18 protein-coding genes and 2 pseudogenes are annotated in these 22778 nt (G+C 62.3%); 11 read left to right on the top strand and 9 right to left on the bottom strand.

What is annotated here, in order from left to right; genetic code table 11:
- Nucleotides 1-3: 3 nt before the first annotated feature.
- Nucleotides 4-2019 (bottom strand): excinuclease ABC subunit UvrB, encoded by a 2016-nt coding sequence (gene uvrB, locus FX982_RS17205; protein ID WP_172611757.1) that lies wholly within the window; start codon nucleotides 2017-2019, stop codon nucleotides 4-6.
- A 333-nt stretch (nucleotides 2020-2352) separates the two neighbouring features.
- Here uvrB and FX982_RS17200 point away from each other — a divergent pair, with 333 nt between their 5' ends.
- The 4 genes from FX982_RS17200 (at nucleotide 2353) to FX982_RS17185 (ending at nucleotide 7058) form a co-directional block, all read left to right on the top strand.
- Nucleotides 2353-3549, top strand: a complete 1197-nt coding sequence (locus FX982_RS17200) for an amino acid aminotransferase (RefSeq protein ID WP_172611756.1) — start codon at nucleotides 2353-2355, stop codon at nucleotides 3547-3549.
- A gap of 436 nt (nucleotides 3550-3985) precedes the next feature.
- The gene (locus FX982_RS17195) at nucleotides 3986-4270 is read left to right on the top strand and encodes a hypothetical protein (protein ID WP_172611755.1); all 285 of its coding nucleotides are present in this window, start codon (nucleotides 3986-3988) and stop codon (nucleotides 4268-4270) included.
- A 383-nt stretch (nucleotides 4271-4653) separates the two neighbouring features.
- Complete coding sequence (locus FX982_RS17190; RefSeq protein ID WP_172613088.1) at nucleotides 4654-5979, top strand: MFS transporter; 1326 nt, start codon at nucleotides 4654-4656, stop codon at nucleotides 5977-5979.
- 245 nt (nucleotides 5980-6224) lie between these two features.
- Nucleotides 6225-7058, top strand: a complete 834-nt coding sequence (locus tag FX982_RS17185) for an oxidoreductase (RefSeq protein WP_172611754.1) — start codon at nucleotides 6225-6227, stop codon at nucleotides 7056-7058.
- A gap of 169 nt (nucleotides 7059-7227) precedes the next feature.
- On the opposite strand, the gene FX982_RS17180 is transcribed toward FX982_RS17185, so the two are convergent.
- Complete coding sequence (locus FX982_RS17180; protein ID WP_172611753.1) at nucleotides 7228-7989, bottom strand: FadR/GntR family transcriptional regulator; 762 nt, start codon at nucleotides 7987-7989, stop codon at nucleotides 7228-7230.
- Between the two features lie 233 nt (nucleotides 7990-8222).
- On the opposite strand from FX982_RS17180, the gene FX982_RS17175 reads away from it, so the two are divergent.
- The 7 genes from FX982_RS17175 to FX982_RS17145 all read left to right on the top strand — a co-directional run bounded on the left by FX982_RS17175 (nucleotide 8223) and on the right by FX982_RS17145 (nucleotide 15003).
- A complete protein-coding gene (locus tag FX982_RS17175) occupies nucleotides 8223-8963 on the top strand; it encodes an SDR family oxidoreductase (RefSeq protein WP_133771737.1) in 741 nt (246 codons plus the stop codon).
- 63 nt (nucleotides 8964-9026) lie between these two features.
- Complete coding sequence (locus FX982_RS17170; protein WP_122538299.1) at nucleotides 9027-9872, top strand: fumarylacetoacetate hydrolase family protein; 846 nt, start codon at nucleotides 9027-9029, stop codon at nucleotides 9870-9872.
- Between the two features lie 314 nt (nucleotides 9873-10186).
- Complete coding sequence (locus tag FX982_RS17165; protein ID WP_172611752.1) at nucleotides 10187-11464, top strand: L-fuconate dehydratase; 1278 nt, start codon at nucleotides 10187-10189, stop codon at nucleotides 11462-11464.
- 51 nt (nucleotides 11465-11515) lie between these two features.
- Nucleotides 11516-12409 carry an amidohydrolase family protein gene (locus tag FX982_RS17160; protein WP_172611751.1) on the top strand — a complete coding sequence of 298 codons (894 nt, stop codon included), beginning with the start codon at nucleotides 11516-11518 and terminating at the stop codon, nucleotides 12407-12409.
- A complete protein-coding gene (locus tag FX982_RS17155) occupies nucleotides 12406-13182 on the top strand; it encodes an SDR family oxidoreductase (protein WP_172611750.1) in 777 nt (258 codons plus the stop codon). The genes FX982_RS17160 and FX982_RS17155 overlap by 4 nt, the downstream gene beginning before the upstream one ends.
- A gap of 8 nt (nucleotides 13183-13190) precedes the next feature.
- Nucleotides 13191-13556: an L-rhamnose mutarotase gene (locus FX982_RS17150; RefSeq protein ID WP_172613087.1), complete on the top strand. Its 366-nt coding sequence runs from the start codon at nucleotides 13191-13193 to the stop codon at nucleotides 13554-13556.
- A 214-nt stretch (nucleotides 13557-13770) separates the two neighbouring features.
- Nucleotides 13771-15003 (top strand): sugar MFS transporter, encoded by a 1233-nt coding sequence (locus FX982_RS17145; RefSeq protein ID WP_172611749.1) that lies wholly within the window; start codon nucleotides 13771-13773, stop codon nucleotides 15001-15003.
- A gap of 211 nt (nucleotides 15004-15214) precedes the next feature.
- Here the strand turns inward: FX982_RS17145 and FX982_RS17140 are convergent, their stop codons facing one another.
- The 7 genes and pseudogenes from FX982_RS17140 to FX982_RS17115 all read right to left on the bottom strand — a co-directional run bounded on the left by FX982_RS17140 (nucleotide 15215) and on the right by FX982_RS17115 (nucleotide 22776).
- Nucleotides 15215-16576: a cytochrome c gene (locus FX982_RS17140; protein ID WP_172611748.1), complete on the bottom strand. Its 1362-nt coding sequence runs from the start codon at nucleotides 16574-16576 to the stop codon at nucleotides 15215-15217.
- A gap of 11 nt (nucleotides 16577-16587) precedes the next feature.
- The gene (locus FX982_RS17135) at nucleotides 16588-18363 is read right to left on the bottom strand and encodes a GMC family oxidoreductase (protein ID WP_172611747.1); all 1776 of its coding nucleotides are present in this window, start codon (nucleotides 18361-18363) and stop codon (nucleotides 16588-16590) included.
- Nucleotides 18364-18365: 2 nt separating this feature from the next.
- Nucleotides 18366-19115 (bottom strand): gluconate 2-dehydrogenase subunit 3 family protein, encoded by a 750-nt coding sequence (locus FX982_RS17130; RefSeq protein WP_172611746.1) that lies wholly within the window; start codon nucleotides 19113-19115, stop codon nucleotides 18366-18368.
- Between the two features lie 194 nt (nucleotides 19116-19309).
- A pseudogene (locus tag FX982_RS24865) lies at nucleotides 19310-19903 on the bottom strand (methyl-accepting chemotaxis protein); the annotation flags it as partial.
- Between the two features lie 312 nt (nucleotides 19904-20215).
- A pseudogene (locus tag FX982_RS24860) lies at nucleotides 20216-20875 on the bottom strand (cache domain-containing protein); the annotation flags it as partial.
- Nucleotides 20876-21162: 287 nt separating this feature from the next.
- Complete coding sequence (fhuF, locus tag FX982_RS17120) at nucleotides 21163-21900, bottom strand: siderophore-iron reductase FhuF (RefSeq protein ID WP_172611744.1); 738 nt, start codon at nucleotides 21898-21900, stop codon at nucleotides 21163-21165.
- A gap of 42 nt (nucleotides 21901-21942) precedes the next feature.
- Complete coding sequence (locus FX982_RS17115) at nucleotides 21943-22776, bottom strand: N(5)-hydroxyornithine transformylase PvdF (RefSeq protein ID WP_172611743.1); 834 nt, start codon at nucleotides 22774-22776, stop codon at nucleotides 21943-21945.
- Nucleotides 22777-22778 lie beyond the last annotated feature (2 nt).

Genomic DNA, 22778 nt, shown 5'->3' with positions numbered 1-22778 from the left:
GAATCAAACCGCCAACAAACGCTCCCGCAGCTTGCCGATCTCATCCCGCATCTGTGCCGCCGCTTCGAACTCCAGGTCACGCGCCAATTGGTACATCTTCTCTTCCAATTGACGAATGCGTTTGGTGATTTCACTCGGCGAGCGCAGTTCGGCTTCGTACTTGGCGTTCTCCTCGGCAGCTTTGGCCATGCCTTTGCGCTTCTTGCTGCGAGAGCCGGGCACAGTGGCGCCCTCCATGATGTCGGCGACGTCCTTGATCACGCTTTTCGGCGTGATGCCATTGGCCAGGTTGAACGCGATCTGCTTCTCGCGACGACGGTCGGTTTCTTCGATCGCGCGTTCCATGGAGCCGGTGATGCGGTCGGCGTACAGAATCGCCCGGCCGTTGAGGTTACGCGCAGCGCGGCCAATGGTCTGGATCAGCGAGCGCTCGGAACGCAGGAAGCCTTCCTTGTCGGCATCGAGAATCGCCACCAGCGACACTTCCGGCATATCCAGACCTTCGCGCAGCAGGTTGATCCCCACCAGTACGTCAAAAGTGCCCAGGCGCAGGTCGCGGATGATCTCGACGCGCTCAACGGTGTCGATGTCCGAGTGCAGGTAACGCACCCGCACGCCATGGTCAGCCAGATAATCGGTGAGGTCTTCGGACATGCGCTTGGTCAGCGTGGTCACCAACACCCGCTCCTCGATCGCCACGCGCTTGTGGATCTCGGAGAGCAAGTCGTCGACCTGGGTCAGCGCCGGACGGATTTCGATCTGCGGGTCCACCAGCCCGGTCGGCCGCACCACCTGCTCGACCACACGACCCGCGTGTTCAGCTTCGTAGTTACCCGGCGTCGCTGAGACGAAAATGGTCTGCGGGCTGACGTTTTCCCACTCATCGAAACGCATCGGCCGGTTGTCCAGCGCCGACGGCAGGCGGAAACCGTATTCCACCAGCGTCTCCTTGCGCGAACGGTCGCCCTTATACATGGCGCCGACTTGGGGCACGCTGACGTGGGACTCATCGATCACCAGCAGCGCGTCAGCCGGCAGGTAGTCGTACAGCGTCGGCGGCGGCGCGCCGGACGGACGCCCGGACAGATAACGCGAGTAGTTTTCGATGCCGTTGCAGTAACCCAGTTCGAGGATCATCTCCAGGTCGAAACGGGTGCGCTGCTCCAGACGCTGCGCTTCCACCAGCTTGTTGGCGCCGCGCAGGTATTCCAGGCGCTCGTTCAGCTCGGCTTTGATGCCTTCCATTGCCTCCAGGAGCGTTTCCCGCGGGGTCACATAGTGGCTCTTCGGGTAGAACGTGAAGCGCGGCAGTTTGCGAATGACCTCGCCGGTCAGCGGGTCGAACGCCGAAAGGCTCTCGACTTCGTCATCGAACAGCTCGATGCGAATGGCTTCCAGGTCCGATTCAGCGGGGAAGATGTCAATCACGTCGCCACGGACACGGAAGGTCGCCCGGGCAAAATCCATGTCGTTGCGGGTGTATTGCAGGTCGGCCAGCCGGCGCAGCAAGGCGCGCTGATCGAGCTTGTCGCCGCGGTCCACGTGCAAAACCATGCGCAGGTAGGTTTCCGGGCTGCCCAGACCGTAGATGCACGACACCGTGGTGACGATGATCGAGTCTTTGCGCTCCAGCAACGCTTTGGTCGCGGACAGGCGCATCTGTTCGATGTGATCGTTGATCGACGCATCCTTCTCGATGAAGGTGTCCGATGACGGCACGTAGGCTTCGGGCTGGTAGTAGTCGTAGTAGGAAACGAAATATTCGACCGAGTTGTTCGGGAAAAACGCCTTGAACTCGCCGTATAGCTGCGCGGCCAGGGTTTTGTTCGGCGCCAGCACCAGGGTCGGGCGCTGCACTTGCTGAATGACGTTGGCGATGCTGAAGGTCTTGCCCGAACCGGTTACACCGAGCAGGGTCTGGTGCGACAGGCCGGCGTCGATGCCTTCAACCAACTGACGAATCGCCTCCGGTTGATCGCCGGCCGGCTCAAAACGGGTAACGAGCTGAAACTCGGACATAACGTACCTCTGGAGGGGCCACTGCCAGATAAATCCTGCAGCAACGCAATTGAGCACGGACGGCTGATCCCGTCAGGGAAAAGACGTACATAAAAGAAGTGATGGGACTACAAGTGGAGTCGACTGCGCCACCTTTCAAGCCACCCTCCCGAGATTAGTCCGCAGCACAGGACTAACGGTCGAAAAATTTCGCCAAAAAGCGGCAAAAACCCGCCCCGGCCTGTCGCCCGCACTGGCCCGGGTCTTTATACTAGCTCCCCGTTTGTGCACCGCTCTAGTGCAATCGGCTGGAGCGACGCGACCCATTCACTCCCCACTCAGAGCCCCCGCACAATGAGCCTGTTCTCCGCTGTCGAAATGGCACCACGCGATCCTATCCTGGGCCTCAACGAAGCATTCAACGCCGATACACGTACGACCAAGGTCAATCTGGGTGTCGGTGTTTACAGCAACGAAGAAGGGAAAATTCCGCTGCTGCGCGCCGTTGTCGAAGCGGAAGAAAACCGGGTGGCCCAACACCTGCCCCGCGGCTATCTGCCCATCGACGGCATTGCCGCTTATGACAAGGCCGTGCAAGCCTTGCTGTTCGGCGCCGAGTCGCCGCTGCTGGCGTCGGGCCGGGTGATGACGGTTCAGGCGGTCGGCGGTACGGGCGCTCTGAAGATCGGCGCTGACTTCCTCAAGCAGCTTTCTCCCGACGCCGTTGTGGCGATCAGCGACCCAAGCTGGGAAAACCACCGCGCGCTGTTCGAGACCGCCGGTTTCCCGGTGCAGAACTATCGCTACTACGACGCCGCCACCCATGACGTGAACCGCACGGGCATGCTGGAAGATCTGCAGAACCTGCCGTCCGGCTCGATCGTCGTCCTGCACGCGTGCTGCCACAACCCGACCGGCGTTGACCTGACCCTGGAAGACTGGAAGAAGGTCCTTGAAGTGCTGAAGGACAAGGGTCATGTGCCGTTTCTGGACATGGCGTATCAGGGCTTCGGTGACGGCATTGACGAGGACGCGGCGGCGGTGCGTCTGTTCGCCGACAGCGGCCTGACGTTCTTTGCTTCCAGTTCGTTTTCGAAGTCGTTTTCGCTGTACGGCGAGCGGGTCGGCGCGCTGTCGATCGTGACGGATTCGAAGGAGGAGACGGCGCGGGTGTTGTCTCAGGTGAAGCGTGTGATCCGCACGAACTATTCCAACCCGCCGACCCACGGCGCGTCGATTGTGGCCGCAGTGTTGAGCAGCCCTGAGTTGCGTGGCAAGTGGGAGGCAGAGCTGGGTGAGATGCGCCTGCGGATTCGTGGCATGCGTGAGGAGATGACCCAGCGTCTGGCGAATAATGCGGCGGGGCAGGATTTCAGTTTTGTCGCGCGGCAGCGGGGGATGTTTTCGTATTCGGGTCTGACGACACCGCAGGTTCATCGGTTGCGCAATGAGTTCGGGATTTATGCGCTGGATACCGGGCGGATTTGTGTGGCGGCGTTGAACCAGGGAAATATCGGGGCGGTTACTGAGGCGATCTTGGCGGTTATTTGACCGTTTTTTAAAGATCAAGATCAAGGGCGTCTGCCTGGGGGCAGACAGTTTCGCCTTCGGCGAGTTACTTGGAAAAGCACCCCAAGTAACCAAGGGTGCTTGCTCCTGGTTGGGCCCCTCGTACCTCGGGGTTCCTTCACTCCGGTCTCGCTCCGTGGGCCCGCCGCCATCCGCCATCCATGGCGGGGGGCGGCTCTCGCGGCATCCATGCCGCTCGGCCCACTCCTCGAGAGCTGCGTTCAGCCTGCACCAAAGTCGCGTTTGGTGTTGTCTGGACTTTTTGTGGTTGAAGATCAAAAGCAGATCAAAGGCTTCCCGGCTGAAGCCGGTCCCACAGGTATGCGCGTTGCCGATCAGCACTTTGATCGAACCCTTGCCCTTAGTTGCCCTCGATATCTGTAAGTCCTGCGAACGGGATATGACAGAAGAGGTGCATATGGCTACCCAGAACAATGATCAAACCGTCAACCGCAACGACCCGGCGATTAATCCAGAGACGCCGGATAGCAGTCTGGCGCAGAACGATGCGTTGAAGAACCAGGGCGGGTCGCAGAGCCAGTTCGAGGATGGCGCGCAGAGTCAGGAGAACAATGGCAAACTGACGGGCGAGAACAGTTTCACGCCTGATTTCGAGCCTGAAGAGCATGAGTCGCCGGACACCACCAAAGAGGAACGGCAGACTGGTGAGCTGGATAAGGACATTGATACAGCGGGGGGTTGAGGTCGGATACCCGATCAGATTTCTGCTCTGATCACGGGGTCCAACTTTCATGAGCATCTGTGGAGTGAGCTTGCTCACGAAGAGGTCGGTACAGCCGCTGAATCTCTTTGGGTTTAGCCTAAGTCTTCGCGAGCAGGCTCGCTCCCACAGGGATTTCAGCGTTATCCATTTTTGCAGCTTCGCACTTGAATGCGGCACCCGGCGCTCACTCTCGCGGATGTGTCATTGCGTAGCACCCTAACAAAACGGCACCATCGCGCTTTCGTCTGCGCCTGCAGACTCGCCTGAAGTTCATCCCCGGAGCGTTGTCGATAATGGTCCAGCCCGCCACTCAGGATGCGCCGCGCGTCGGCAATAAACTCACCCCTCGCGAGTTTCGCGGCATGGCGGCGATTTTGATGTCAATCGCCCTCGCCACCCTCGACACCGCCATCGCCAATACTGCCCTCCCCGCCATCGCTGCCGATCTGAACGCCTCGCCCGCCGCGTCGGTGTGGATCATCAACGCCTACCAGCTCGCTGCCGTCGCCACGCTGCTGCCGTTCGCGGCGCTGGGGGGTGTGCTTGGCCATCGCAAGGTGTATCTGGGCGGGCTGATTCTGTTTGTGGTGTCGTCGGCGTTGTGTGCACTCGCATGGTCGTTGCCCACGCTGACTGTTGCTCGCGTGCTGCAGGGCATCGGCGCCAGCGCGATCATGAGCGTCAACGCCGCGCTGATCGGCTCGATCTTTCCTCACGAACGGCTCGGGCGCGGGCTGGGCATGAACGCGCTGGTGGTCGGCACGTCGTTTTCCATCGGCCCGACCGTCGCGTCGCTGGTGTTGTCGGTGGCGAGCTGGCCGTGGCTGTTTGCGATCAACCTGCCCGTCGGGCTGTTCGCGCTGGTGTTCGCCTGGAATTCGCTGCCCGCGACGCGCCTCGGCACGCTGACCTTCGACCGCGTTACCGCCGTTCTCAACGTCATCACCTTCGGCGCTCTGATCTTCGCCCTGAGTCAGGCGGCGCAGCTGGGTTCGATGGCCAGCGTGCTGATCGCGCTGGCGATCTTTCTGGTGGGGGGCGCGCTGATGCTCAAGCGCGAGGTCGGGCACCCTGCGCCGATGTTCCCCCTGGATTTGCTCAAGCGGCCGATGTTTGCGTTGTCGGCGCTGACGGCGTTCTGCTCGTTCGCCACCCAAGGGCTGGCGTTCGTGTCGCTGCCATTCTTTTTTGAAAGCACCCTGGGCCGCGACCCTATCCAGACCGGATTTCTGATGACGCCGTGGTCGGTGGTGGTGGCGATGATCGCGCCGTTTGCCGGGCGTATGTCTGACCGCTATCCACCGGGGCTATTGGGCGGGATCGGCCTGGCGATGCTGTGCCTGGGGATGATTTCTCTGGCGAGCATGCCCGCCGACGCCAGCGTGATGTCGATCATCGCGCGAATGATGCTGTGCGGCATCGGCTTCGGTTTCTTCCAGGCGCCGAATCAGAAAGCGCTGATGACCAGCGCGCCGAAAGAACGCTCCAGCGGCGCCAGCGGCACGATTGCGACCGCTCGCCTGATCGGTCAGGCCACGGGTGCGGCGTTGGTGGCCTTGAGTTTCGGCATTTCCAGCACCCACGGCCCGGTGCTGGCGTTGAGCATCGGCGCGGGCTTCGCGGCGGTGGGCAGTGTGGCGAGCGGCTTGCGGTTGGTGACGAAGAACACGGCCAATCCACGAGTTTGATATACCCACGATGTTGTAGGAGTGAGCTTGCTCGCGATTGCGGCGTGTCAGTTGCAGGTGAGTTGACTGACACACCGTGATCGCGAGCAAGCTCACTCCTACAGGGATCGGCAGCAGCCATCGTGGCATCCAGCCAGAACAGGATCAGGCAATGATCGCGTAGAACTGGGTGATCGGCTTGGGGCGCAAGGTTCCTACCATGGGGGCCTACGATCAACGGCTTCGGCCCCGAGGGGAAACGCGCTATGAGCAAAACCAAAACCCTGTTCATCACCGGTGTCAGCAGCGGCTTCGGCCAGGCGTTGGCGCAACAGGCGCTGGCGGCGGGTCACATCGTGATCGGCACGCTGCGCAATGAAGACGCCGTTCAGGCATTTGAAGCCCAGGCACCCGGCCGCGCCCACGGCGTGCTGCTGGACGTCACCGACTTCGACGCCATCGACCGCGTGGTGGCCGAGGCGGACAACGCATTCGGGCCGATCGATGTGCTGGTGAACAATGCCGGTTATGGCCATGAGGGCATTGTGGAGGAGTCGCCGCTGGATGAGTTGCGTCGTCAGTTCGACGTCAATGTGTTCGGCGCGGTCGCGATCATCAAGGCCTTCGTGCCGCTGTTCCGCCAGCGTCGAAGCGGGCACATCCTCAACGTGACCTCCATGGGCGGCTTCATTACGATGCCGGGCATCGCGTATTACCACGGCAGCAAGTTCGCGCTGGAAGGCATTTCCGAATCGCTGAGCAAGGAGCTGAAGCCGTTCAACGTGTTTGTCACGGCCGTGGCGCCGGGCTCGTTCCGCACTGATTGGGCGGGCCGTTCGATGCAACGGACTGCACGGCAGATCGCCGATTACGACGCCAGCTTCGACCCGATCCGCAAGGCCCGCGAAGAACGCAGCGGCAAACAGCCGGGCGATCCGGTCAAGGCGGCAGATGCGATGCTCAAGCTGATTGATAGCCCCAACCCGCCAGCGCATCTGTTGCTCGGCAGCGATGCGTTAAAGCTGGTGCGGGAAAAGCTGGCGCAGCTGGAGGCCGAGTTTGCGGAATGGGAAGAGGTGTCGCGCTCGACGGATGGGTGAGGCGTCATGGAAAGGTGGGCCATGCGCGGTCTGGTGGGAGTGAGCTTGCTCACGAAGGCTCCGGTCCAGCCACTGCATCTTTAGCGGCTGGAAGTCAGCATTCGCGAGCAAGCTCGCTCCCACAAGTTCTCCGCCAGCAGCTACATCTGATGTGTTTCCGCTTTACGAGCTACACCCCGCCCCGGCTGAAGATCCGGATGACTTCATCCAGATGCCCCGCCATCGCCTGCTTCGCGGCTTCTGCATTCCGGCTTTGCAGGGCGTCGAGGATCAGGCGGTGTTCGTGCTCGGAGCGGAACGGCATGTCGTCGGAAGTGTAGTGCGCCTGTAGCCGCTGGAACATGCTGCCGTACTGATGCCCGAGCAGGTGCTTGATCATCAGCGCATACGCCGGATTGCCCGAGGCCTGGGCAATGCGGATGTGGAACAGGCGGTCACCCGGGTGGGTGTGGGAATGTTCACGGTTATCCCGCGCATTGCGTTCGAAGGCCTCCCGGATCGCTTCGAGCTCTTCATCGCTGGCGTTTTGTGCCGCCAGCGCCGCCGCTTCCGGTTCAATCAGCCGTCTGGCCTGGAGCAAGGCAAAAGGCGGGATTTCCGCGCTGAAATCCACTTCAATGCCAAGCTCGGGGTCGACGTCCTTCCACTGGTCCCGGGTGACCTGGGTCATCACCGGTTCATCGGACAGCACCCGCACCGGCGGTTCGCATACCAGCACGCCATTGCCCACCCGCACGTCTACAAGCCCGATCACCTCCAACGCAATCATCGCCTCGCGCACCGAGGCCCTGCTGACGCCCAGCATCTTCGCCAGTTCACGTTCGGCCGGCAGGCGGCTGCCCGGTGGAAATTCGCCGCTGTCGATCAGCGCGCGGAGCTGATCGGCGATCTGGCGATAAAGTCTCTGGTTATCAATTACTTGGATTGGCATCGGAAATCGGCTCGGAAAATTACAGCGCACTGGATCGAAAAATGACCTTGTTGCAGTCCATGACAAGTGCTAAAAACAGGACCAATGGCCTGACCATTGGAGCGCCGCAGTGAGCGGAGCATAGCAAACCCCACGAGGGTTCGCGTGCATCCAATCCAGCTCATCGCGCGGCCCCGGTTAGATCAACAGACCCCACAGTCGGGTCGTCTCAACAATAAAAACAAGGGATCAACATGGACCTCACCGGTAAGCGAGTGCTCATCACAGCCGCCGCCCAGGGCATCGGTCAAGCCAGCGTCGAGGCTTATCTGAAGGCTGGCGCGGAAGTCTTTGCCGTCGACATCAACGGCGCAGCGCTGGATCACCTGCAAGGCGTGCACAAACGAGTGCTCGACGTCACCGATCACGCCGCCATCGAACGGCTGGCCGCCGAAGTGGGCGCGCTGGACGTGCTGTTCAACTGCGCGGGCGTGGTACACAGCGGCAACATCCTCGAATGCTCCGATGACGACTGGCGCTTCGCTTTCGACCTCAACGTCACGGCGATGTACAAGATGATCCGCGCGTTTCTGCCGGCGATGCTGGCCAATGGCGGCGGCTCGATCATCAACATGTCGTCGGTCGCCTCGGCCATCAAAGGTGTGCCCAACCGCTTCGCCTACTGCGCCAGCAAGGCCGCCGTGATCGGCATCACCCGTTCGGTCGCGGCCGACTTCGTCGGGCAGAACATCCGCTGCAACTGCATCTGCCCCGGCACCGTGGAATCCCCTTCCCTGCGTCAGCGGGTGGCCGATCAGGCGGCGCGCGAGGGCCGCGAAGAGGCGGAAGTCTACGCGGCGTTCGAAGCACGCCAGCCGATGGGACGCCTGGGCACGCCCGAGGAAATCGCCCAACTGGCGCTGTACCTGGGCTCGTCCGCCAGCGGCTTTACCACTGGCACCGCGCAGATCATCGACGGCGGCTGGAGCAACTGAGCCCGCCAAGCCTTGCTTCGACATCAAACCAAATTCTGATCAATCACCTCTAGAGGACACCCCATGAAATTGCTGCGTTACGGCGAACCCGGTCAAGAGCGCCCAGGCCTGCTGGACAGCAACGGCCGCATTCGCGATCTGACCGATCTGATTGGCGACCTTTCGGGCACCGCCCTGAGCCCGGAAAGCATCGCGCACTTGCAGTCCCAGGACGTCAACAGCCTGCCGCTGGTTGAGGGCAACCCGCGCCTGGGCCCGTGCGTGGGCAAGATTGGCAAGTTCATCTGCATCGGCCTGAACTACGCCGACCACGCGGCTGAAACCGGCGCGGATATTCCAAAAGAACCGATCATTTTCAACAAGTGGACCAGCGCCATTGTCGGTCCCAACGACAACGTGGAAATCCCGCGCAACTCGAAGAAGACCGACTGGGAAGTCGAGCTGGGCGTGGTCATCGGCAAGGGCGGTCGCTACATCGACGAGGCCGATGCGCTGGAGCACGTGGCGGGTTATTGCGTGATCAACGACGTATCCGAGCGTGAGTTCCAGATCGAGCGCGGCGGCACCTGGGACAAAGGCAAGGGCTGCGACACCTTCGGCCCGATCGGCCCGTGGCTGGTGACCCGCGATGAAATCGCCGATCCCCATCAGCTCAACCTGTGGCTGGAAGTCGACGGCAAGCGCTACCAGAACGGCAACACGCGGACGATGATTTTCCAGATTCCCAAACTGGTGAGCTACCTGAGCCAGTTCATGAGCCTGCAGCCGGGCGACGTGATCTCCACCGGTACGCCGCCGGGCGTGGGCCTGGGGATCAAACCGGAGCCGGTATTCCTGCGCGCCGGCCAGACGATGCGTCTGGGCATCGAAGGCTTGGGCGAACAGCAGCAGCTGACGGTCGACGCCTGAGGCAGCAAACACCGTTCCTGTGGGAGCGACCGGGGTGGCGCTCCACCTTGCTCCTACAGGTCATTGGGGTATTCAAAATTCGGGGCACACGCAAATCCACTGTAGGAGCAATCGGAGGTTACGACGGTCGAGAAAGCTATGGGTCTGGCGCATCCGTGTTGCCCGATCCACCGCGTTCGCGAGCAAGGTGGAGCGCCACCCCGGTCACTCCTACAGGACCTCGTGGACCTGAGATTCATGTGGTGCCGATACACTAGGTTTTCCAGTTTTCCCAATACGCCGCGCTGCCCATAACAATGCCAAAGGGACCCGCCATGACCACCATCACCGCCTTGCGCGTTGAAGACATTCGTTTCCCCACCTCGCAATTTCTCGACGGCTCCGACGCGATGAACCCGGACCCCGATTACTCGGCGGCCTACGTCATTCTCGAAACCGATCACCCGACCCTGCAGGGCCACGGCCTGACGTTCACCATCGGTCGCGGCAACGAGATCTGCTGCGCAGCGATCAAGGCGCTGGCCGGCGTGATGGTCGGCTTGAAGCTGGCGTGGATCGCCGAAGACATGGGCCGTTTCTGGCGCCACGTCACCAGCGACAGCCAGTTGCGCTGGATCGGCCCGGACAAGGGCGCGATTCACCTGGCGACCGGCGCTGTGGTCAATGCCACATGGGATTTGTGGGCCAAGTCCGAGGGCAAGCCGGTGTGGCAACTGGTGGCGGAAATGACCCCGGCGCAACTGGTGCGTTGCATCGATTTTCGCTACATCACCGACTGCATCACGCCCGACGAAGCCGTGACCCTGCTGACCGAGCGCGCCGAGGGCAAGGCGCAACGGCTGCAAACGCTGCTGGCCGACGGTTACCCCTGCTACACCACCTCGGCGGGCTGGCTCGGCTATCCGGACGACAAGCTGCGCCGGCTGTGTCAGGAAGCGGTAGACGGCGGGTTTTCCCACATCAAACTGAAGGTCGGCCGCGACCTGCAGGACGATATCCGCCGTGTGCGTATCGCCCGGGAAGTGCTGGGGCCGGACCGCCATTTGATGATTGACGCCAATCAGGTCTGGGAGGTCGGCGAGGCCATCGACTGGGTGCGCGAGCTGGCGTTCGCCAAGCCGTGGTTCATCGAAGAACCGACCAGCCCCGATGACGTCGAGGGCCATCGCACCATTCGTCTCGGCGTGCACCCGGTGAAGGTGGCGACTGGCGAGATGTGCCAGAACCGCATTGTCTTCAAGCAGCTGATCATGCGCGGGGCCATCGACGTGGTGCAGATCGACGCTTGCCGCCTCGGCGGGGTCAACGAGGTGCTGGCGGTGATGCTGATGGCCGCCAAATACCAGCTGCCGGTCTGCCCCCATGCCGGCGGCGTCGGGCTGTGCGAGTACGTGCAGCACCTGTCGATGATCGACTTTCTGTGCATCGCCGGGACCCATGAAGGTCGGGTCGTGGAGTACGTCGATCACCTGCATGAGCATTTTGAAGACCCCTGCGTGATTCGCGATGCCGCGTATCTGCCACCGGCGGCGCCTGGGTTCTCGATTCAGATGAAATCCGCTTCGCGGGAGCAGTACGCGTATAAAGGCTGAGGACCCCGCCAGAGCTTTGCCCAGGCATGAAACGGACGGAGTACAACAACAATGTCGTCCCGACACTCAAGCGTTCCGGCACCGCCGTTGCGGGTGGATGCCCATCAGCATTTCTGGACTTACACCCCGCAGGACTACCCGTGGATCGACCAACGCCATGGCTTGTTGCAACGGGACTTTCTGCCGAACGATCTGAAGCCGCTGCTCGATCAGCACGGTATCGACGGCTGCATCGCGGTCCAGGCGCGGCACAGCCTGGATGAAACCGACGTTCTGCTGAGCCATGCCGCCAATCACCCATGGATTCTCGGCGTGGTCGGCTGGGCAGACCTGCGGGCGGGTGATCTCGACGGGCAACTCGCCCGTTGGGCCGACTTTAATAAAGACGCTCGTAAACTGGTAGGCCTGCGTCACCTGATCCAGGACGAACCCGCGCCATCGCTGTTCCTCCAGGACCCGGCCTTTGCCCGTGGCATGCGTCAGTTGCAAAGCCTCGGGCTGACGTACGACGTGCTGATAAAAGACAAAGACCTGCACGCCGCCACTGACTTCTGCCAACGCCACGACCAGCATCACCTGATCCTTGATCACCTCGGTAAACCGGACCTCGCCCAGGAAGACCCCGTCGCCTGGGCCGATCGCCTCGCCCCCCTCGCTGCCCTGCCCCACGTCGCCTGCAAGCTGTCCGGACTGATCACCGAAGCGGACTGGCAGCGCTGGCGACCCGTGGAGTTGCTGCCGTATTTCTACCTGGCGCTGGAACTGTTCGGCCCGCAGCGACTGATGTTCGGCTCCGACTGGCCGGTCTGTCAGGTGGCCGGCAGCTACAGCGACGTTCACCACTTGTTCGAATCCGCCATCAGCACGCTCTCCGTCGACGAGCAAAATGCGCTGCGCGGCGGCACCGCGATTCGCCTTTATGGCCTGCAAGGAAACTGCCCATGAATCTGCACCTGCAAGACAAAGTGATCATCGTCACCGGCGGCGGCTCGGGCATTGGCGCGGCCATCTCGCTGGGGCTGGCCGAAGAAGGCGCGATCCCGGTGATCTTCGCCAATCAGCCGCTGCCTGCCGAGTTGGCCGCCGAGCTGGACAGACGCCAGCCGCAAACCCTGTTCGTGCAGGTCGAGCTACGTGACGAGGCCGAATGTGCGGCGGCGGTAAGCAAGGTGCTGGAACGCCTTGGTCGCATCGACGGGCTGGTCAACAACGCCGGAATCAACGACAACGTCGGGCTGGACGCCGGTCGCAGCGCGTTCATCGAGTCCCTGGAGAAGAACCTCATTCACTACTACGTCATGGCCCACCTTTGCGTCGACGCGCTGAAGGCCAGCCAGGGCGCCATCGTCAACATCGGCTCGAAAACCGCCCTTACCGGCCAGGGCGGTACCAGCGGTTACACCGCATCCAAAGGCGCGCAACTGTCGCTGACCCGGGAGTGGGCGGCGTCGCTGCTGAGTGATGGCGTGCGCGTGAATGCAGTGATCCCGGCCGAGGTCATGACGCCGCTGTACGAGCGCTGGATTGCCAGTTTCGACGACCCGGAGGCGAAGCTGGCGAAGATCGTCGGAAAGATCCCACTCGGCCAGCGCATGACCACGCCGACGGAGATTGCCGACAGCGTGCTGTTTCTGCTGTCCCCGCGCGCGTCCCACACCACCGGGCAATGGCTGGTGGTCGATGGCGGCTACACACACCTCGACCGGGCACTGACATGAGTACCGGCATGGCTGCGCAGCGGTTCTGTCTGGCCCTGGACCTTGCCGATGACGAGGCGTTGATTGCCGAGTATGAGCAGTTGCATCGGCGCATCTGGCCGGAGATTGCCGCGCACCTGCGCAGCCAAGGCGTGCTGGACATGCAGATCTGGAGGCTGGGCACGCGGCTGTTCATGGTCATGGACACTGCCCCGGAATTCAGTGCAGACGCGATGGACCAAGCGTCGGCGGCGAACCCCAAGGTGCAGGAATGGGAGGCATTGATGTGGCGGTTTCAGAGGCCGACGCCGTGGACCGAGCCGGGCAATAAATGGCAGCCGATGACGCAGATTTTCAGTCTGGATGAGCAATTCAAAAGACTTCATGAGCCCTGATACCCCTCTGCGCCGGCTGCTGAATGGGTCTCTGGTGGGAGCGAGCTTGCTCGCGAAAGCTGAGTTTCAAACGCTGTAAATCTCGTGGATGTACCGGCCTCTTCGTGAGCAAGCTCACTCCCACAGGTAGGAGTGCAAGGCTTCGATCCCTGCACGACCGAACATCTGCTTCATCACGCTGCACGCTTGAACAACAACAAAAAAGGAGAGCGTTATGTTGACCAAACACAGCAAAGTACAGACTGGGGTGTACCGGCACGCTGAGCCGTCGGTGCGGGTGGCATTGATGCTGGTGACCAGCCTGTTTTTCCTCTGGGGCCTGTCATACGGGCTGCTCGATGTGCTGAACAAGCATTTTCAGGAAACGTTGCATGTCAGCAAGGCCCAGTCCGGGCTGCTGCAAGCCGCGTACTTCGGCGCGTATTTCATCATCGCCCTGCCCGCCGGGCTGTTGATGGACCGCTTCGGCTACAAGGCCGGGATACTGCTGGGCCTGTGCCTGTATGCGACCGGTGCGTTGCTGTTCATGCCGGCGGCCAACGCAGCGAGCTTCCCGTTTTTCCTGTTCGCGCTGTTCGTCATCGCCCTGGGGCTGGGCTGCCTGGAGACGGCGGCCAACCCCTATGCGACGGTGTTGGGCGATCCGAAAGGCGCGGAGCGTCGGCTCAATCTGGCGCAGTCGTTCAACGGCCTCGGCCAGTTCGTCGGGCCGCTGCTGGGTGGCGCGCTGTTCTTCGGCGGCAGCAACGCGGGCAACGACAACAGCTCGCTGCAAACCACCTACGTAGTCATCGCGGTGATCGTTTTGCTGGTGGCGGCGTTGTTCGCCCGTACGCCCATGCCCGATCTGCGCGAGCAGGAATCGAGCATTCAACGCCACGACAGCAAGACCCTCTGGCAGCACAGGGAATTCGTCGGCGGCGTGGTGACGCAGTTTTTCTACGTGGCGGCGCAGGTGGGTGTGGGCGCGTTCTTCATTAACTACGTCACCGAGCACTGGGCCAGCATGACCAGCCAGAACGCCGCGTATCTGCTGTCGGTGGCGATGATTTGCTTCATGTGCGGGCGTTTCTTCAGCACCTGGCTGATGGGCCGCATCCCGGCACAGCGATTGTTGATGGTCTACGCCTGGATCAACGTCGCGCTGTGTGCGGTGGTGGTCAGCGGCGTACAAAGCGTGTCGGTGGTGGCGCTGGTCGCGGTGTTCTTCTTCATGTCGATCATGTTCCCGACCATTTTCGCCATGGGCGTGAAAAACCTCGGCCCGCACACCAAACGCGGTAGCTCGTTCCTGATCATGGCCATCGTCGGCGGCGCGCTGATGCCGTATTTCATGGGCCTGGTGGCGGACCACTTCTCCACGGCGCTGGCGTACCTGCTGCCGCTGGGTTGTTTTGTGGTGGTGGCGTTTTATGGGCGCAGCGGGCTGCGCGGGCGGGAGGCGTGATCTCGCTTTAGCGGCGTGACGACTGACGCCTTCCTGGCTGAAGCCGGTCCCACTGAGGGCACGCGGTCAGTCAGTGGGACCGGCTTTAGCCGGGAAGAGGCCAGTGAAAACACCCTCGCTTTTGCGGCGTGACCACTGGCGCCTTCCCGGCTGAAGCCGGTCCCACTAAGGGCACGCGGTCCCATAAAGGCGAGGCCTGCTGCGCTCAAGCTTACGGCTTGGCGATGTCCGTGCGACTCACCGCTGGAGACTCCTTGGGCAAGGTCGCGCGCATTTGCGCCACTTGCGCGGCGGTGACGGCCGGTGCCTGATTGCCCCAGCTGCTGCGGATGAAGGTCAGCAGCTGTGCCACCTCTTCATCGGACATCCGCCAGGCGAAACCGGGCATGCCCAGTTGCGACGGCGCCGTGGCAGTGGCGGGCAAGTTGCTGCCCGCGAGCACCAGACGAATCATCGACACCGGGTCTTCCGACAGCACCGACGAGTTACCGGCGATCTTCGGGAAGACACGCTCATAACCCTGCCCGTTGGTGCGGTGACAGGCGGCGCAGTTGTCGACATACAGCTCGGCGCCGCGACTGCCCTCCTGCCCCGCCGCCAGGGCTTTGGCCGTGGCCGGATCCGCCTTGAAGCTGGACACCTGACGCTCGGTCGCCGGCAGGGTCTTCAGGTACGCGGCCACCGCCTGCAGGTCGGCATCGTTGAGATGTTGGGTGCTGTGCACGACCACATCGCCCATCGCGCCGCCCAACACCGCGTGGGTCGCACTGCGCGCGCTGCGCAGGGTGGCGACGATGTCGTCCTTGCTCCAGCTGCCCAGCCCATCGGCAGGATTGCCGCGCAGGTTGACCGCCAGCCAGCCGTCGATCACCGGCCCGCCCGACAGGAACGCCGCACCCGATTCATCCAGTGCTTTTTCCTGCAAGGTCAGCGCACGGGGCGTGTGGCAGCTGCCGCAATGCCCCAGTCCCTGAACCAGATAAGCCCCGCGCGCCACTTGCGAATCCGGGTAACGCGCCGCATTGAACGCAACGGCCTCGGGCGTTGGCGCAAACACCTTGCGCCAGATCGCCAGCGGCCAGCGCATGGACAATGGCCACGGCACGTCATTGGCGCGGTTCTCGGCCTGCACCGGTGCCACGCCGTGCATGAAGTACGCATACAGCGCGCGCACGTCGTCATCCGTGGTTCGCGCATAGGCCGGATACGGCATGGCCGGGTACAGGCTGTTGCCGTTGGCCGCGATGCCATGACGCAGCGCGCGGTCGAAGTCATCCAGGGAGTAACTGCCGATCCCGCTCGCCTTGTCCGGGGTGATGTTGCTGCTGTAGAGCGTGCCGATCGGCGAAGCAATCGGCAGCCCTCCCGCGAATGGCTTGCCGCCACTGACGGTGTGACACGCCGTGCAATCGCCGGCGTCCGCCAGGTAGCGGCCTTTCTCGATCAGCGCGGCTTGGTCAGGGTCGGGCGCGGGGGCAAGTTTTGGCGTCGAGGTCGGCCACAGCGCGAACACCAGCAGCGCGACAAACACCAGCACCGCCAGCGAAATCAGGCTCAGGAGGAACTTTTTCATGTCATTTCTCCTTAAGCCTGAACCAGCGGGCCGGGGTTTTTCAAGTACTGCTCGCGGATGGCCGTGGCTGACCAGTACGCCAGCGCACCCACCATGCCGGTCGGGTTGTAGCCGTTGTTCTGCGGGAACGCGTTGGCGCCGATGGCAAAGACGTTGTGCACGTCCCAGGATTGCAGATAACGGTTCAGCGCCGAGGTCTTCGGATCGCTGCCCATGATCGCGCCGCCGCAGGTGTGGGTGCTCTGGTACTTGGTGATGTTGTAATGCTCGCCGGGTTTCTTGGCGTCGCCGGCCAGCGCGATCGGGTTGAGGATCTTCGACATTTCCAGCGCTTTGCCCACCAGAAACTGCGAGGCCTTGACCTCATTGTCGTGCCAGTCGAAGTTCATGCGCAGCAGCGGTCGACCGAACCCGTCTTTGTAGGTCGGGTCCAGGCTCAGGTAATGCTGCTTGTAGGACATGCAGGCGCCCTGGACTTCGAAATAAAACGAGTGACGGAACGAATCGCTCGCCGCCTGTTTCCAGGCCGTGCCCCAGTTCGGTGTGCCCGGCGGCACGTTGATACCGCGCACCGGACCGGCCCCGGGCTGCCGCGCCCAGATGATGCCGCCGCCGACGAACCCGGCCTTGGCGTTGTCCAGCTGGTTGCCGTTGAGGTTGTCCATCGTCGTGCCGGCGCCACCGATCCCGATGAACTGATTGGCCTGCACGTCCTTGTTGAAAAACAACACCACCCGGTTGAGGTTCTGGTAGGAATAGTTACGCCCGATGGTGCCTTCGCCGGTTTGCGGATCATAGGGTTTTCCGATCCCGGAGAGCAGCATCAGGTGAACGTTATAGAGTGAGAACGCGCACAGCAGGACCAGATCGGCCTGCTGCTCGACTTCCCGACCCTGGGCGTCGAGGTAGGTGACGCCGGTGGCTTTTTTGCCATCGCTGTCGAGGTTGACCTTGAGCACTTGGGCGTGGGTGCGCAGCTCGAAGTTCTTGCGCTGGCGCAGCACCGGCAGAATGCTGATGTTGGGGCTCGCCTTGGAGTAGTTCAGGCAGCCGTAGTCGCTGCAGAAGCCGCAGGCGTTGCACGGGCCCATCTGGCAACCGTACGGATTGACGTAGGGCGCCGACGCGTTGGAGGCCGGAATCGGGTACGGGTCCCAGCCCATTTCCCTTGCTGCGCCGTAGAACATTTCGGCGCCGAGGTAATTGGGGTTAGGGCCGAGGGGAAACTCACGGGAGCGCGAGCCTTCGAACGGGTTGCCGCCGGGCTGCCTGACGCCGCTGATGATCCCCGCCTTGCCCGAGGTGCCGCAGACGTATTCGAAGTGATCGAAATGCGGTTCGAGGTCTTCGTAGCTGACCGGGAAATCCTGAATGCTCATGTCCGACGGGATGAAGCTGGCGCCATAGCGCTGCTCGACGTTCGTACGCAGCTTGAAGTCTTCAGGCAACGCGCGGAAATGGCAGCCGGACCAGTGACTGCCGGCCCCGCCGACGCCAGTGCCAGGTTTGAAAGAACCCATCTGCCGATACGGCACGGCAGTGGAAGTGAGGTTGTGGCGCACGGTGACGGTTTCCTGCGCCAGGCTCTGCAGGTAGCGGCGATGCACGGACCCTTCCAGCTCATCGACCACTTTCGGGTAGGCGAAATCCGGTTGCGTGTCGCGGTCGGCGCCGCGTTCCAGGACGACCACGTTCAGCCCGGCGTCGGTGAGTTCCTTCGCCATGATCGCGCCGGTCCAGCCCATGCCCACGATGACGGCGTCTACTTTCGGTTTTGCGTTGGCCATGCTCAGCCCCTCCGCCCGGAAAGATCGACCGGTGCCAGCGGATACGGCTTGTCGCGCACGGTGATCCAGTCCATGTAATCGGCGCGCATGCCGGGGTAACCGATCATTTTCCACGCGCCCATGTTTTTGTTGCCGCCGTGGGACGGGTCGGCGAAATAGCCGTTGCGCACTTCGTTCAGCAGGTTGCTGAAGAACAGCTTCGGGGCGATGTCGTCCAGCGCCAGCTTGCCGCCCTCGGCCGCCTTGAGCAGGTCTTCCTGCTGGGCGGTGGAAAGCTCGGCGAACACCTTGCCGTCGTGGGTCTTCTTGCAGTTCGCGTCCATGGCCTTGATACCCAGGCGCAGGGTTTCGCGCAGGTTCAGCCGGCCCTGGTAGCCAAACTCGGGCGCGGCTTCGAGGAACGGGCCCTGCATGTACCAGATGCCACCGTTGGCATAGGGCGTCTGCATGTGCCGATCAAGGAATTCAGGCACGCCCAATTCGACGGCGCCGGGGCCGACGTGGTCGGCCGGGATCAGGCGATCACAGGCGGCGATGAGGAAGGCCCACTCTTGCGGGGTGAAGAACGTCGGCGTGTAGTCACCCGCCGCGGGCGGCGACGCGGCAGACGGGCTTTGCTTTGCATCGCTGGCCGGGGTCTGGGCGAAAGCAGCCGCCGGGAGGCCTGCGCTGGCCAGGGTCACAACAGGGATGAGCGTCAGCGACTTGCGTAGAAAGGCGCGACGCGCCGGGGAGGTGTCGTCATCGAACATCGTTCACTTCTCCTGAGACCAAACACGGGTGTGCTTCGTTTTTCTTGTGTGTTCTTCTTATGGATTCGCCCTGCGCTGCGGCGAATGAGCCGCACGCGCCAGGGAAATAGATCGCGTGCTAATCATTGCCAAGCTAAGCATTGAGGCGTTACTAAAACAGCTAACGCCTCAACGTGCTCGGGTTAAACGATTCATCAAATCTTGAATTGGCGCACCAGCGCGCTGAGGTTGCTGCCCAGCGTGGAGACGTCACGCATGGTGCGCGAGCTCTGCTCGGTTTCCTCTGCGAGGTTCTCCACGGCACCGGCGATCTGGTGGACGCTGCGGTTGATTTCTTCGGCCACCGAGGTCTGCTCTTCGGCGGCGCTGGCAATCTGCGCATTCATCGCGTTGATGGTGCCGATGAGCCCCGAAATGGAATCCAGCGACTGGCCCACTTCGTTGGTCTGCCGGTTGGCGCCCTCGCCCGCTTCGGTGGAACGGCGCATGGCGTCCACCGAGGCGTGGGTGCCTGTTTCGAGGCGGGTGATCATGCCCTGGATTTCCTGGGTGCTTTGCTGGGTGCGGCTGGCCAGTGCGCGGACTTCATCGGCGACCACCGCAAACCCGCGCCCGGCTTCCCCGGCGCGGGCGGCCTCGATCGCTGCGTTGAGGGCCAGCAGGTTAGTCTGTTCGGCGATCGAACGGATGACGGCTAGCACCGACACGATGGAGCGCACGTCCTGTTGCAGGCTGTCCAGGCTGGTGCCGCTCAGGCGGATGTCGTTCACCAGCGAGTTCATGCCGGTGATACTGGAGCCCACCACTTTGCGCGCGGCCTGGCCCTGCTGGTCGGTTTCCGACGCGGCCTCGGCGGCCCGTTGCGCGCTGTGTGCGACTTCCTGCGCGGCGGCGGACATCTCGTGAATCGCGGTGGCAACCTGGTCGGTCTCCTCCCGCTGACGCTGCATGGCTGTTTCGGAGCGCAGGGTTTGCTGGGTGGCCTGATTCACCAGCCCATCGAGGTCGGTGGTCATCTGCGCAATCTGACGAACCATGGCGTGGATCTTGTCGACGAAACGGTTGAACGAGGTCGCCAGGTCACCCAGTTCATCGCGGCTGGTGACCACCAGACGGTGGGTCAGGTCACCGTCGCCGGCAGCGATGTCGTCCAGATTGCTTTTGAGAATGCGCAGGGGCCGGACGATCCCGTTGGCGGTCCAGAGGCCGGCCGCCGCCGTGAGCAGCAGCAAGACCAGGGTCACCACAAAGACGCTGCCGAGAATGTTGCGGCTGCGGCTGGTGACGGCGGCCTGCTCCAGGACCATGGCGGCGTCAATGTCGTCCATGTTGATCGCGCTGCCCAGCACCATGTCCCACTTTTCCAGGTACACGGTGTAACCGAGCTTGGGCACCTGCACCGCTTCATCGCCGGGTTTGGGCGCAGCGTAATCGACGTAATGTTTCCCGTTTTTCGCCACTTCCACGAAGGTCTGGTAATGGTAAGTGCCGTCAGGGTCGCGGGTGTCCCAGAAGCTTTTGCCGACGCCCGCCGCGCTGTCGCCGCGAAAAACCCGCACACCCTTGGTGTCATACCCGAAGAAGTACCCGTCTTCGCCGTATGTCATTGGCTTGAGCAACGCCAGGGCCCTGTCTCGTGCGGCCATGTCGCCGGGTGCGGAGGCGTCGTGCAAAGGCTTGATGGTGGTGAGCGCCACGTCGACGTAGTTCTTGAGAACGTCGCGATTGCGCTCGACGAGCTTTTCACGGGTTTCCTGCATTTCCTGATCCGCGCTGCGCTGTAGCACCCAGGCGGCGACGCCGCTGAGAATCAGTGCAAACAACAGGGCAGGAATGATGGCAAGACAGAGCAGCTTGCTCTTGACGGTAAGCTTCATGGGACGGGTCACCTCCTGGTCGTTAGTCCCCCACTATCGGCCAGAGATCGTACAACTTAAAGATTTTGATAGCGATTTGACCTCACACTTATGGCGACCACCTATGCATATGGATATGCCAAAAGCCACAGCCCAGAGACCGCGCGGCTTTTGGACCGACCAGTCAGGAGTCAACTTGTGAGATCGGGTCTGCGATGGAGCAACGGACAGTTGTCACACAACTCTACTCCGCTGACTCGATAACGAATGCAGCAGATACGGCGTTGGCGTTTCAGCTCGGGTCGCCCGTCGACCTCGATATACCGCACGGGCTGGAAGAGCGGGTTACGACGTCCGTCAGGCAAATGTCCGGCGTTGAGCAGCTGGTGACCATGGGTCAGATCGGCGTGAGACATGGCGTTCGCCAGCACGCCCAAGAGCCACTCGAAATAGTTGCCAGCGTTGCTCCACAGCACGTTTGGGGACAAGCGCACGGTGCGGGCGATGGCATCAATGAAGGGCCGGAGGTGGTGTTCAACCACGTCGTCGAAACGCGCAAAGGCGTCCACCGGGGCAGGCGTCCAGTGCTGGCCTGGGTCAGGCAGCTTGAAGGCCGCAGGCAGGCCATTGTCATCGAGGATCAATTGCAGATGATCGAGGTGCAGTGGCAAGCGGTGGTCGAGGATCAGCGACGCGGCAACCACCGGAGGAATCAGCTTGATGAAGTAGTGCTTGCTCCACAGCGACGCCAGTCCTCGAGGGTCGCTGGGCGGATAGGCGCTGCCGAATCGCGTGAGCACGTCGCTTAAACCGTCGCCGGTCAGAATCGTACGCAGCGGCACGCTGGCGCGGGGATCGTCGGGCAGCACCAGGACATCGCGATAGTGCTGGAAATCGGCAATTAATAAAGGCGCCAGCGCAGGAATCATGGAACGACTCGCTGCGCCGACGACCTGTTCAACCGCGTACGATCAATAAGACCGCTGCCGCGCCAGCACCCACAACCCCTGCTCCAGCGCCGGAAACAGGCTGTTGTTAAAGTTGTTCCAACGCAGTTCGAGGATGGTGTCGTCCGCCGCGATGGGCGTGTCGAGCACATCGAACACCACTTCACCGGAGTCGATGCCGGTGTCGACGAAATGGAAGGACGCGCCGGTCATGTTCACCACCGGAATGTCGATCATCTCCCGCGTGTTCCAGTCGACCACTTTCTTGCCCCGGGCGCCGTACAGCGCGTCAAGGGTGGCGTACGCGCCGCGCCGCTCGTAAGGCGATTCCAGGCGCGTGATGCCCGGGTGCACGTTGAAGATGCGGCGATGGAAATCAGCGCCTTCACGCACCAGTTCATCGAGGATCACCAGCAGCCCGTCGAGCACCACGATGTCGGCGCCCAGCGCGTGCAGGCGCTCGCCGAGACGTCGCTCGAAATCCGACTTGCCGGCCGGCCGCGCGCTGTCGCCCAAAGGCAAGGCGCGGTAGCTCGACGGCACGTTTTCAAGCAGGTCATCGACCTTGCGTCCCTGAACCGCCAGGCCCGGCGGGTAGAACCAGTGGGCGCCCTGCCCCGGCGCGAAACCGTAATCCTTGATGCTCTCGCGATCCCGTGCCGACTCGGAGTTCTCGTCGTAGATGATCGCTTCCAGGGAATAGTGATCGCCGAGGGCAGTCTCATTGAGCGCCTTGACCAGGTACTCCAGTGGCGAGGTCATGTAACGCTGTTCGCCGTGGTAATCGACGTATTGACCGGCCTTGTCCGCCGCTGCGTTACGCAACGACCAGACGTAAACAAGCTTGGTTTTCTGCATGA

The sequence above is a fragment of the Pseudomonas graminis genome, assembly GCF_013201545.1.
GTDB lineage: Bacteria > Pseudomonadota > Gammaproteobacteria > Pseudomonadales > Pseudomonadaceae > Aquipseudomonas.
The sequence above is the reverse complement of the archived record's forward strand: the minus strand, read 5'-3'. Positions and strand labels throughout refer to the sequence as shown.